Genomic DNA, 13,612 nt, shown 5'->3' on the forward strand with positions numbered 1-13,612 from the left:
AGTTTTAATTTATACTAAATCAGCTAATTCCTGTCCGATAAGACCACCAATAGCGATTCCAATACCGCTCAATTTCACCCCGCAATACACATGGTCGGATAGGGATTGGACAATTGGATTTTTATCCGGGCCCATACCCATGATGCCGCTCCAGCGCTGTGCGATTGTAAATTTATGCTGCGGCAAAATTACTTCTTTTAACATCAATTCCAATTGGTCCTGTATTATTTTTGTGTTGGCCAGCGTTGTCGTAGTTTCTCCTACAAAATCCAGGTTGCGGGCACCTCCAAATAAGATCCGATCCCCTACATTGCGAAAGTAATAGTACCCTTTATCCAGGTGAAAAGTCCCTTTCAGGTCCAGATTAGGGATAGGCTCCGTAATCAGCACCTGTGCCCGGGCAGGCACTACTCCGGAGATGCCCTGTTGTGCTGCAAAACCATTGGTTGCCAGTACTAATTTCCGGGTTGTAAAACTGAAATCTTTCAGCTGTACGACAACGCCGTCTTGCAGCGTTTCATAACCGATAAGTTCCTGGCTGTTCAGCAATTGTATATCGGCTGCAGCCACCTGCTTTAATAAGGCCTGCATCATCATCCCACTATCAATCTGCCCTTCAAAAGGATTAAAGACCAACTGTTCCCGGGTTTTTCCAAAATTAAACCGATCGGTTTGCAGGTTATACACATCTGACTTAAACATGGGGCGGAGCAGGTCATTTACAAAAGGCATTTTGGCCCGGCATTCGGCATATGTACTTTCGTCCTGCTTCAGGAACAATTCATAACCGCCATAAGGCCGGTAATCCAACGCGGCATCACCTACTCTTTTGCGCAATAATCCAAGGCCTTTCCAACGTTTTTCAATCAAATGCAATACGTCGTCCTCGGAATGGTTTTTCAGGTCTTCTATAATTTCCGATAAACTCCCAAAACAGGCAAATCCGGCATTTTTGGTACTCGCTCCCTGTGGCAAAGCCCCTTTCTCTAAAATAAGGATCCGGCTTTTTGGAAAACGCTCCCGCAAGCGCAATGCGGTATTAAGCCCCACAATCCCGCTTCCAATGACCGTATAGTCAACTCCTGTAAACCAGTTTTTGACCTCCCAATAGCTTAACTGCATGTCTGTCTTTTTGAGAATAAAAGTACTTCTTTTATGTTGTTATTACCGCTATAATCCAATCGTTTTTCTACAAAACAGGCCAAACCAGCATTACGAATAATTCATGCAAAAACCACAAAAGAAACAATTTACACAATATAACGATAAAATATATAAATACTAATCAAAGTATTTCGTTATTTAATAAACAACACATTATTTTAATATTAAATTTGATATCCATTAATTAAGAAACCCCAAATCTTAAATATATGAATACCAAATTACTCTCTATTGCATTCCTTGCAATGACAGGGTTTTCCTTCGCCCAGCAGGGAAAATCATTCTGGAAACCTACAACCAGAAAAGCGGACGCCACAATGGTGACCAACAAAAGCAGGATCATGGATCCTAAATTGTACGAGCTGGACGTTACACGTTTACGAACTGCTTTGGCCGAAGCGCCAAAACGTTTCTCCTCCACATCGAAATCCGGTGTGCTCATCACTTTCCCCAATGCAGAAGGCCAATTTGAGCAATTCAAAGTCCTGGAATCCTCCAATATGGATCCGGAACTGGCAGCCCGTTATCCTGAAATCAAATCGTATGTAGGCCAGGGTGTAGAAAATCCTGCTTCAACAATTTACTTCAGCCTTTCGCCACTGGGATTACAGACTATGACGGTCAAAGCCGATCAGTCTGCTGTATTTATCGAACCGTATACCACTGATTTAAGTGCGTATGCTGTTTTTCGCAAAGCCGACAAAGCTGCCTCACTCGATCGTTTTGAATGTAAGGTCATTGCCCAGGCACACCAGGATCTGGACCAAAATGCCGCACGCCCCAATGCTGACGATGGTAACCTGAGGAATTTCAGGCTCGCACTTTCCGTCACCGGAGAGTACACGGCTTATTTCGGAGGCACCAAAGCACTGGCACTTGCCGCAATCAATAATTCCATGACCCGTGTTAATGGTGTGTTTGAAAAAGACTTCGGTGTACACATGAACCTGATTTCCAATACCGATGCTGTAATCTACACCTCTGCTTCGACAGATCCCTATTCTGTCGCAAGTGCCGGTGCCGATGGTGCCTGGAACCAGGAACTGCAAAATACACTGACCAGTGTGATCGGAAGTGCCAATTATGATATCGGACACCTTTTTGGTGCCTCGGGTGGTGGTGGTAATGCCGGTTGTATCGGTTGCGTCTGCAAAAACCCGACTACTTCTGTCCCTTTAGGAAAAGGAAGTGGATTTACTTCTCCTTCCGATGGTAATCCGCAAGGGGATAATTTCGATATTGATTATGTTGCCCATGAAATGGGACATCAATTTGGCGGTAACCACACTTTTACATTTAGCAATGAAGGGACTATTGCCCAGGTTGAACCGGGAAGTGGATCTACAATTATGGGCTATGCCGGTATTACAGGCAGTACAGACATACAGGCGCATAGCGATCCTTTCTTCCATGCCGTAAGCATCCAGCAAGTGACCAATTATGTAAAATCAACGACCTGCCAGACTACAATAGTAACGGGTAACGCCATTCCTACTGCCAATGCGGGAGCGGATTATACGGTACCCAAAGGAACCCCTTTTATGCTCACCGGTTCCGGTAGCGACGCTAATGGTGATGCCCTGACCTACATTTGGGAACAAATGGACAAAGGCACTTCCTCCACGACCACACCTACGGTAACCCGTACGTCCGGTCCGGCATTCCGTTCTTTTACACCCTCCACAAGCCCGGTGCGTTACTTTCCAAGACTGGCTACAGTACAGGCCGGGGCTACTTCCTGGACCTGGGAAGCGGTACCCAATGTGGCCCGTACCTTAAACTTCCGACTGACGGTTCGGGACAACCGTGCCGGCGGACCTGCTAACAATAGTGATGATATGATCGTGACGGTCAATGCAACAGCAGGCCCTTTTAGCGTTAGCGCCCCAAATACTGCCGTATCCTGGACTGGAGGCTCTACACAAACGGTTACCTGGAATGTGGCCGGAACCACTGCGAATGGTGTGAACGCAGCCAATGTTGATATCTTACTTTCTACGGATGGCGGCACTACTTACCCCGTAACTTTATTGTCAGGAACACCGAATGATGGCTCCCAGGCTGTAACCATCCCGAATACTCCGGGAACTCAAAACCGCATTATGGTAAAAGGAAGCAACCATATCTTCTTTGATATTTCCAATGTCAACTTTACGATCACTGCAGGTTCTTCCGATACCATCGCACCAACGTCACCTACGAGCCTGGCGGCTTCCAATATCACTTCCAGCTCGGCGAACCTCTCCTGGATCGCTGCTACAGATAATGTTGGCGTAACCGGCTATGATGTCTACCAAAACGGCACCTATAAGGCTACTGCTACTACAACCTCTTATGCCGTAACAGGATTGAGCGCTTCCACAGCATACAGTTTCTCTGTCCAGGCAAAAGATGCCGCCGGAAATACTTCGCCATCGAGCAATACGGTCAATATTACCACCATCAGTGGCCCGGCTATTTCCTATTGTGCTTCCCAGGGCAATAATGTAGCCGACGAAAAAATAGGAAATGTTACTTTTGCCGGGATCAACAACACCTCTACCGGAGGCACAGGTTATAAGGATTTTACATCGGTATCGACCAATGTAACCCGCGGTACGGCCTATACTATTAGCATCACTCCTTCCTGGACAGCTACTGCCTATAACGAGGGCTATGCTGTCTTTATCGACTACAACCAAAATGGCAGTTTTACCGATAGCGGTGAGCAGGTATGGACCAAAGCAGCTTCTACAACGACTCCGGTTACGGGATCGATTACTATTCCGGCAACTGCTTCATTAGGTGCTACCAGAATGCGGGTATCCATGAAATACAATGCTATCCCAACTGCCTGCGAAGCCTTCTCCTATGGTCAGGTAGAAGATTACACAATCAACATTGTATCTGCCGGAAAAGAAACTCCGGATACCACTCCTGTAACCGCAATGGCGTTATATCCTAACCCGGTAAAAGGAAACAGCCTTAACATTAGCGGTATAGCCGATAATACGCCTTATCGTATTGTCAGCATGCTGGGCCAGGAACTTGGAAATGGCAAAGTGGAAAACGGCAGTATTCCCGTAAACCGTCTGGCATCCGGTACTTATATCCTGGAGGTATTCTCTAATGATAAGCCTACTGTAAAGCGTTTTATAAAACAATAAAATACAAACTGCCTTTAATGACAAGCTGCCCCGTTTGGGGCAGCTTTTTTATGTATTATTTAGTTGTGGTATCCACTTTCAGCTTTTTCAATAATACTGAAGTGGGGGTACTGATTTGGTTGATGAGAAACAATCGTGTTTTGTCTCGTAGTAGTATGGTATATTCAAATTCCTTAGCTGCTTCAAACTTCCAGTTTTTAAGTTCCGGGAATTGTTGGCGGATCATCGTCAGTTTTGTCTTATTGTCTTTGGAGACGATTACGATTTTAGTCAGCGGAATAGCTTTCATTTTTGCAATACTGCTTTCCGTGATCGCGTCTTCTTCCTCTGTCATTGCCCCGTGTGGGTATACGTTCCGAATTTCTGCAAAATCACTTTTATTCTCCGAAAGCATATAACGGTAATTCATCAGGTTGTCCATTTCATTGGTCCATTCCGGGAAATGGGTATCGTACAACTGGATATAGGCATTGATAAAAGCCTGGTTCATTGGTTTTTTATCGGTAATATACTGGGATACCAAAGGATACATTTGCTGCGCCATATCACTGATGTACTTCCAGTTGTACCACCTGTTCGGATCGATCTCTCCTTTTAGCTTTCCATAGACATAGCCATTTCCGAGTGCCGTAGCCAGTGCTTCGTTCAGCAGCAGATAGGCATAGGCACTATTCTGTGACGGATTTTCCTTAAAGTAACGCTGAATATCTTTTTTTACCGAAAGCGATTGCTCGTCATAAATGATGTGGAAAATTTCGTGCAGCATCACACTGAACAATTCATCATAATCCGTGGTCTCCGTCTGTATTGCGCTGATAAAATTATTATAAAAAGCCTGGGCCGTAAATCCCTTAGCATTGGGCAACGGATAAAAAGCAATTTCAAATGGGATAGAATCATCCCAGGTGGTATGGTAAAATACAAGCCCCGTATCAAAATAGTCGGTAGTGTTTTTAGCCTGGCTGTAGGCCGTTAAATCCGCTAATTGCTTTTCGAACTTTATCTTATTGGGCTCGTAAATCAGTTTCCGGTATATCGGGGTAAAAGTGGTAAGCAGCGATACCAGTTCGTTCAGCGTAACATTAGTCACCAGGCCTAACGATCGTAATTTGAATTCCTGAAGTGATGTTGTTGCAATCAGGTTTTTCTTTAGCAGTTCGCGGGTCATTCCCGGCATTTTGGACACATACGGATATTCCGTAAACTGATAGCTATAATCAATAGCCAGGGTATCAAAAGCAGTAATCAGCCCATTATATTCTTTGGTGTTATAGGCTGATTTCAGGAAAGCGGCCTTAAAAGGATTTTCAGGATTGGGAGAACTGAGATTCTGTACAAATACAAATACCGCCAGTTGTTCGGAATATTTAATATCGAATACCGGCTTTTGCGCCATAAGCGCAGCGGTACAAAAACAAAACAGCAATACGGTGAAACGATAGATCATAATGGATTGGTTATCTCCATAAGACGATACAATTTTGATTTTGTAACAGGTGTTGGGGTGATTTTATGCTTGGTGGTATTTATGTGGTGGGGAAATCAGGCAATATCATAGATGTATTAAAAAGAAGAGACGACACAACGGTCGTCTCTTCTTTATCCTAAAATTTCAATTTTGCTCTATACAATTTAGATTCTTTAAGAACAAAATCTATATCTACTTTTTCAGTAATTATAGTTATATCAGAATGATACAATTCCTCGTTTTTATGAAAAAACTTTATAACTTTCTCATTAGAATCAACTTCTACTGAATCTCCCTTTTTTAGTACATATGTAACTGGATATGGAAACGGTTATAAAAGACAAAGGATGAACATTGCTGTCCATCCTTTTAGATTTAAAAGAATTATTTTTGTCTATGTATATTCGTTAAAAATAAATAAAAACGTTTTACACTTTACTCTTATCTTTACAAAGATATTTGTCCTAAAACCTGAATAATTATATAAGATTTAAATTTATTATGATAGAAATGTTAATCGAAATTTTGACATACATTGGTTTGCTTAAGTCTTCTGAAAAAAAGAAGGAAAATAATTAAAAAACACACAACTAATTATCAAATGCTTTCTTATCAATTACATTGCCTTTCTTGTAATATTCAATTTTTAGAGTATCTTGTTTCTCGCTAAACTCGTATTGTTTTCCTTCCCGTTTTCCTTTCTCATAAAACCATTTAGACTGTAGTTTTCCATCTTTATAATATAGATAACTAAATCCTTCTTTTTTACCGTAAAAATAATTGTCCGAGAGATTTATATTTCCATTTTCAGAATATATGGTAATATTGCCATGAGGTTTATCATTAACATAATTTCCAGTTGAATAGACTCTTCCATCACTATAAAAACTCACACTCGCTCCATTTAGTTTACCTTCTGAATAATAGGATATTTGAAGTAAATTGTTGTCTTTATCATGCCGTCTCCAAACGCCTTCTTTTTTATTATTTTTATAAACGCCAAATTCGCAATCAGAATCGCTACAGTTTTTTACAATATTTGCTTTGTTGTCTGTTTGACAGCAAACGACTACAGGTAAAAACATCAATATTAATATAAATTTACAAACTCCCATTTTTAACTTGATTAAGACCATGATTAATTTCCGTTTTTACATTACTACCCCATTGTTTTACACCTTCTAAAGCTCTATTGTAAATGCTTTTTGCATCTTGCATCAAATCCTTACCAGTTTTTTCTTATTTTAAATCTAATGAATCAATCTCTTATCAGAGATTCACTTTGTACAACCAACTTTGCCAGAATCTTGAAAATACCGAAGTAATTTCGGATAATTGCTAAAGTCAATCTTTTCACGCTTGGTTGCATCAATGCCGTTACCTTTATAAATATTTAGCTTCAAAGGTTTAGTTGCCTTTTCAGTATGCTTATATTCTATACAGTTCCAGTGGTCGCGACCACACTTTGGTGTGCATCTGATACGTTGAATCGAGGTCGCGTCCACACTAAAGTGTGAACATGACCACGCCAAAGTGTGGTCGCGATACGTGATAAGTGTGCATCTGATACGTTGAATCGAGGTCGCGATCACACCAAAGTGTGGACACGACCACGGTAAAGTGTGCATCTGACACGTCCCAGGTGTGGTCGCGACACGTCTCAAGTGTGGTCGCGACACGTCCTATAGCGTATAAATATACGTCGGGGGACGGGTCGTAGAAACGACAAAAACAGGAATACAGGCCAGCGGTGGCTATCTTTATTTACTGGGGTTACAAGGGATCCTATATAACACCATACGAAATACCGACGAAAATAAAAAAACTATTATTTTTAGACGTGGAACCGGCCCGGTAATTTACTCTAATGCAACAGGCCGGCTAAATCCTAAAAGAAAGCCCTACCGATTCAAAAAAATTATGGTACTGCCCTGTAGCGGTCAATTCATAACCTGCAGAAATATCGAGTTGTACGTCTTTGGAAATGGCATACATAAAACCGCCATCGACCCATTGTTGTGCATGGTGGCTGACTTGGAAAAAACCATAAGCTTCGACAAACAGCTTTACTTTTTTGCTCAACTGGACATTCGGTGATAGCGTATAGACATATTCCGGTGTATCCCCTTCTCCATCCCATTCGGCCCCCAGATTGTAGCTTAATTTTACTTTTTTCGAGAGCGTATTACTCATCAGCAACCGCACTTCAGGTGCCAGGTGTTGCACTTCAAAATCCTGGGAAGCCCATTTGGGAAACTGCAATTGCACCAATAGTAAAGTCTTGGGCAACAGTCCTTTTTCTTTCCAGAGTTTGGTCTTAACCCCTAACTTCAGCGGCTGCAGGCCGGAAGCTTTCCCTTCTGCTGTTTTTTCATTAGCCACTTCCGCTTCCACCCGTATTTCAAAAAAATCATTGACACCATATTTCACCAAAGCTGTAGGCACCGTGAAGAGACGGTCGGAAACATCCGTCTGTTCATGTGAAAATCCCATCTCGACCTGGAATCGGTTTTTGGGAACTATCGCTGGCGTTTCGGTCTGATCGGGCCTATCGGTTTCGATATCCTGGGCTTCCGCAGTGTAGCCTAACAAGGCAAAAATGATAAGAAAGCAGATTTTTTTCATGAACAATAGTCGGTTAAATTAGCAGTCGGGTTTTCCTATTATCACTAATTTAAGCATAATCCTACCGGACATCGGCATACCTTAACATTTCTATAATGTCACGGACTTGCATAAGCCGATGTAAAAATGCATACAACAGCCTCTCAATCTTTGCCTTTTGAATATAAAGGTGTACTTTTAGGCCTTTATTTTAAACCCTTATGAAAAAATCATTTATTATCCTGTTGGGGATTTTCAGTATGCAATCTGCTATGGCACAAACAGCAATGACACCGGAACAGCTCCTGAAATTGGGGCGGGTGAGCGCTTTGGGAATTACCAAAGACCAGAAAAATATCGTTTATAAAGTTTCGACTCCGGTAATGAGCGAAAACAAATCGGATTCCAAATATTATACGGTTCCGGTACAAGGTGGTACCGCTGTGGAAATCACCGATTTTAAATCGCTTTTACAGGATAAGAATATTGCCCCAAACGGGAAATTCATTGTGTATAATGAAGAGGTAAAAGAAGAGAAAGTATTGGGGAAAGATTTTTACCCGGAATTGGGAAAATCGGATGTACAAGTGTACGATGCCCTGAACTACAGGCATTGGGACGCGTGGAATGAAGGCCTCTACAACCATGTATTTTATAAAGATAATAAAGATAAAAGCATCGGTGTAGACATTCAGGCTGGTGAAAAATTCGACAGCCCACAACGTCCTTTTGGTGGTGACGAGGATTATATCTGGTCACCAGACAGCAAAAGCATCGTGTATGTAGCGAAGAAAAAATACGGTACGGAATATGCGACAAGCACGAATACTGATATTTACGAATATAACCTGGAAACCAAACAGACTAAAAACCTGACCGAAGGCAACCTGGGATATGATACGGCGCCACAGTTTTCGCCAAAGGGACAACTGACCTGGCTACAGATGAAAAGAGATGGTTTTGAAGCGGATAAAAATGACCTGATCGTTAGCAATAATGGGATCAAAATGAACCTAACCCAACAATGGGACGGTACCGTAAGCGAATACCGATGGAGTGAAGATGGTAAAAAAGTCTATTTCCTGGCTGCAGTGGACGGAACCATCCAGTTATTTGAAGTGGATTATCCGGGGATGACCCGAAAAATGCCTTTAGTTGTACAACTGACTGATGGTAACTTTGACGTTGCCGGAATTGTTGGATTTGCTGCAGGCAAAATCATCGTTTCCCGCACTGACTTCAATCACGCTGCTGAATTGTATTCGTATGACCTGAAAAAGAAAGACTGGAAACAGCTTACTTTCACTAATGAAGCAGTATACAAAAATACGGCAATGAGCCAAAGTGAAAAACGTTATGTAACCACTACCGATGGCAAGAAAATGCTGGTATGGGTGATCCTTCCCCCTAACTTTGATAAAAGTAAAAAATACCCTACCCTATTATATTGCCAGGGCGGGCCACAATCGGCACTGACTCAATTTTATTCTTTCCGTTGGAACTTCCAGGTGATGGCAGCACAGGGCTATATTGTTGTAGCCCCGAACCGTCGCGGTATGCCGGGCCATGGCGTGGAGTGGAATGAAGCTATCAGTAAAGACTGGGGTGGACAGGTAATGAAAGATTACCTATCGGCTATTGATGATGTGGCAAAAGAATCCTATGTAGATAATGCACGACTGGGTTGTGTAGGCGCCAGCTTTGGTGGTTATTCTGTATTCTATCTTGCCGGAAACCACAACAAGCGCTTCAAAACTTTTATTGCACATGATGGCGTATACAACCTGCAAAGCATGTACGGAACTACCGAAGAAATCTTCTTTAACAACTGGGATCACGGTGGTGCATATTGGGAAGATAACAAGGATACCCGAAAAGCGTATGGCGAATTCAATCCGATCAACTACATCAACAACTGGGATACACCAATCATGATTTTCCAAGGTGGTAAAGATTTCCGTGTTCCAATAGGACAAGGACAGGAAGCTTTCCAGGCTGCTCAGCTAAAAGGAATCAAAAGCCGTTTTGTGTATTTCCCGGAAGAAAATCACTGGGTCCTGAAACCACAAAATGCCCTGATCTGGCAACGTGAGTATTTCAAATGGCTAAAAGAAACCCTATAATACTGTAACGTTTCCTCGAACGTCACGACTTATTTTATTAAACAAACTAGAATCATGCATACATTAAAAATGAGACCCCTACTACTGGCTTCGGCCCTATTCATGGGGATGGGCTCGGGATTTGCCCAGGATTACCTGGTAAACTCACTAAGCAGCAACCAAAGTAAAAACAGTAAAGATGCTTTTAAATTTACTGAAGTAATCAATATTGAAAATACGCCTGTAAAAAATCAGGGCTCCTCAGGAACCTGCTGGAGTTATTCGGCCAACTCTTTTATCGAGTCAGAAATGATCCGTATGGGAAAAGAGCCAGTGGCAATTTCACAGATTTTTACAGCCCGTAACGCCTATGTTGAAAAAGGGAAAAACTATGTGCGTATGCACGGTGCGGTAACCTTAGGCGATGGTGGTGCGTTACACGACGTAATCAACATGTACCGCAAATATGGTGCTGTACCTCAGGATATCTATACCGGATTGAACTATGGTACTGCAAATAATAAATTTGGCGAGATGGGCGACCTGATGAAAGGCGTACTGGAAGGCGTAGTAAAAAATGGGAATGGACAGCTGACCCCAGCCTGGGAAAAAGCATATACGGGTGTAATCGACACTTATCTGGGTACCGTACCGGAAAGCTTTACCTATAAAGGAAAAAAATATACCCCAATAACATTTGCCAAAGATGTGATTGGTATCAATCCGGATGATTATGTGGAGATTTCTTCTTTTACAGACTATCCAATGTACAGCAAATTCACCCTATTGGTTCCTGACAACTGGTCATTTGACCAGGTATACAACGTGAAACTTGCGGAATTGACCGATGTTATTGACAACGCCCTTAAGAAAGGCTATTCTGTAGCTTGGGCGGGTGATGTAAGCGAAAAAGGATTCAGCTGGAAAAATGGTATGGCGTATGTTCCAACCAAAAATTTCGCTGAAATGACACCTGCCGAAAAGGAAGATATGTTTGTAGGCCCAAGAGACGAACCGACCATCACAGATGCGATGCGTCAGGCTGCTTTTGACAATTATCAAACTACTGATGACCACGGAATGCACATCGTGGGATTGGCTAAAGACCAAAATGGCAAAGAATATTATATCGTTAAAAACTCCTGGGGCGCGACCAATGACTACAAAGGTTACCTGTACATGAGCAAAAACTTTATAAAATATAAAACTACAGCTATCCTATTGAACAAAAATGGTATTCCTTCCGGAATTTCCAAAAAACTAAACATCTAAATCTTTTAGATTTTTTGTAGCTTACAGCGCCGTCCGGTAAGAGCCCTGCTCTTTTGGACGGCGCTGTTGTATTTACCTAAACACCTACATTCATGAAATTTTCCGCTTTCCTGTTTATAAAAGCAATCCTACTCCTATTTACAGCTGTCGGCGTTGCGTTACTGGTGTTCCTGTTTCGCATGAATATTGACACCTTTATGGGGTATTTGATCAGTGGGGTATTCATAGTTCTTCCAGTATTTCTTTATCTCTGTTTCTTTACCAATATTAGGCTGCAATTCAGCAGTAGTTCCACTACACCTCCCGACACGATTACCTACGATACACTTGGTTTTTATATCGTAGAACCCCGATGGAACCGCAATAAATATATTGCCTGGGACACGATTAAAAGCATTATCTACCAGGACCGCCCCAAAATAGAAGATTCCTTTAACACGCGTTTTCACATTACCCTAAACCGTCCTGTTGACATCATTCCAACAGGCACCCCTTTTTTCCTAGATCGTATTTTTGGTGTCCCCGGTGCCAAAGCACTGTACATTTATATTACTGACGATAATTACGGATTTAATACGCTTCAAAAAGGCATACAGGAACACCTGAATCCTGATGCTGATTTCTCGGACTCCCGAAAAGGCCGACTGATCAATGAAACACGAACGACCAATGGCTCGACGACACAAACGACACAACAATGGGAGCCCCGTACTGGCAGCAGTGGCCACCGCATCATCTATGAAAGAAAAGAGATCCGGAATAACTCCCGATTTTAAGCACTGATTTTATAAGTCCTATTCCTGGCAAATTCTTTATTTTTGCAGGCACCAATGACAATCTCAATTTACCCACCCGCTGTGTGTTACAGCCCACCCTTGCCTATGCCGAATACCTCTTTTAAAATCTATAATGCACTACAAATTGGAGCCTATCATTTCAATCACTGCGAAGACTATCTCTATACGGGTGCATTTGGAAAAAACAAACTGCTTTGTGCCGTAATGGACGGCTGCACTATGGCTCTTGATAGCCATTTTGCTTCGGCTTTAGTCGGAAAGATTTTAAAAAAACTATGCCTTGAGAAAAGCTACCAGGAGCTGGTTGTTAAAAATGAAAGCGCACATCCTATTGAGCAGGAACTAAAATCATTGCTTAAAGCCCTATTAGAAGACCTAAAGACCGTCCGGAACCAACTCATGCTGGACACTAAAGAATTGCTTACAACGCTTATAATTATGCTTATCGATACCGCTACAGAAGAAGGCATTGTCTTGGTAATTGGTGATGGAATGGTGAGCATTAATGGTACCGTCACCGAATTTGAACAGGACAACAAACCGGATTACCTGGGTTTTCATTTATCTGATGATTTCGAAACGTTTTATGCAGGGCAACTACAGAAAATAACCTTTGATACGATTCAGGATCTCAGTATAGCCACAGACGGTATTTTTACATTTGAGAAAATGGCAAAAACAAAATCGGATACTATTGATGTACAGCACTACCTGACAGCCGACACACTGCATTCCGAGACAGAAGAGATGCTGACCTTAAAACTGAAAGTATTAGCCAACGAATACGGCCTCCAGCCCACGGATGATTTTTCAATGATTCGAATCCGGAAGACGGCTACCCTTTAACAAAACAGCCCCGATTTTTAGAATGGTATATTCTGCTATGTAAAAATAAATTGCAATCTTACGAGAGGTCGCATGAGGGATAGCAGCGGTTAGCCCACAGCAAGGAGGAACGACGACGCGAGGACTAAAAGCGGATAGCCCGGCGCGCTTTTTCGGCGCGGCATGCCATAAAAAAACCCTGCATTACTACAGGGTTCTATATTTATTGTATTG

Annotated in this window: 9 protein-coding genes; 5 read left to right on the forward strand and 4 right to left on the reverse strand. The window is 42.2% G+C overall.

Translation table 11 applies throughout. The annotated features are described in order from the left end of the window. Nucleotides 1–9 precede the first annotated feature (9 nt). Nucleotides 10–1,122, reverse strand: a complete 1,113-nt coding sequence (locus FK004_RS02710) for an NAD(P)/FAD-dependent oxidoreductase (protein WP_108735858.1) — start codon at nucleotides 1,120–1,122, stop codon at nucleotides 10–12. A gap of 251 nt (nucleotides 1,123–1,373) precedes the next feature. On the opposite strand from FK004_RS02710, the gene FK004_RS02715 reads away from it, so the two are divergent. Continuing rightward, on the forward strand, nucleotides 1,374–4,310 hold the full coding sequence (locus FK004_RS02715; RefSeq protein ID WP_108735859.1) for a reprolysin-like metallopeptidase: 2,937 nt from the start codon (nucleotides 1,374–1,376) through the stop codon (nucleotides 4,308–4,310). Between the two features lie 55 nt (nucleotides 4,311–4,365). Here FK004_RS02715 and FK004_RS02720 read toward each other — a convergent pair whose 3' ends face one another. From FK004_RS02720 to FK004_RS02730, 3 genes are all read right to left on the reverse strand, one after another. Then, nucleotides 4,366–5,757: a hypothetical protein gene (locus FK004_RS02720; protein WP_108735860.1), complete on the reverse strand. Its 1,392-nt coding sequence runs from the start codon at nucleotides 5,755–5,757 to the stop codon at nucleotides 4,366–4,368. A gap of 611 nt (nucleotides 5,758–6,368) precedes the next feature. Continuing rightward, the gene (locus FK004_RS02725) at nucleotides 6,369–6,914 is read right to left on the reverse strand and encodes a toxin-antitoxin system YwqK family antitoxin (RefSeq protein ID WP_108735861.1); all 546 of its coding nucleotides are present in this window, start codon (nucleotides 6,912–6,914) and stop codon (nucleotides 6,369–6,371) included. Nucleotides 6,915–7,659: 745 nt separating this feature from the next. Next, complete coding sequence (locus FK004_RS02730; protein WP_108735862.1) at nucleotides 7,660–8,403, reverse strand: transporter; 744 nt, start codon at nucleotides 8,401–8,403, stop codon at nucleotides 7,660–7,662. Nucleotides 8,404–8,603: 200 nt separating this feature from the next. Between FK004_RS02730 and FK004_RS02735 the strand changes: the two genes are divergently transcribed. The 4 genes from FK004_RS02735 to FK004_RS02750 all read left to right on the forward strand — a co-directional run bounded on the left by FK004_RS02735 (nucleotide 8,604) and on the right by FK004_RS02750 (nucleotide 13,399). Next, complete coding sequence (locus FK004_RS02735; RefSeq protein ID WP_108735863.1) at nucleotides 8,604–10,505, forward strand: S9 family peptidase; 1,902 nt, start codon at nucleotides 8,604–8,606, stop codon at nucleotides 10,503–10,505. Between the two features lie 54 nt (nucleotides 10,506–10,559). Next, nucleotides 10,560–11,756, forward strand: a complete 1,197-nt coding sequence (locus FK004_RS02740; protein WP_108735864.1) for a C1 family peptidase — start codon at nucleotides 10,560–10,562, stop codon at nucleotides 11,754–11,756. A 92-nt stretch (nucleotides 11,757–11,848) separates the two neighbouring features. Beyond that, complete coding sequence (locus FK004_RS02745; RefSeq protein WP_108735865.1) at nucleotides 11,849–12,532, forward strand: hypothetical protein; 684 nt, start codon at nucleotides 11,849–11,851, stop codon at nucleotides 12,530–12,532. A 105-nt stretch (nucleotides 12,533–12,637) separates the two neighbouring features. Beyond that, nucleotides 12,638–13,399, forward strand: a complete 762-nt coding sequence (locus tag FK004_RS02750) for a protein phosphatase 2C domain-containing protein (RefSeq protein ID WP_157956009.1) — start codon at nucleotides 12,638–12,640, stop codon at nucleotides 13,397–13,399. Nucleotides 13,400–13,612: the final 213 nt, after the last annotated feature.

It is taken from the genome of Flavobacterium kingsejongi, assembly GCF_003076475.1.
GTDB lineage: Bacteria > Bacteroidota > Bacteroidia > Flavobacteriales > Flavobacteriaceae > Flavobacterium > Flavobacterium kingsejongi.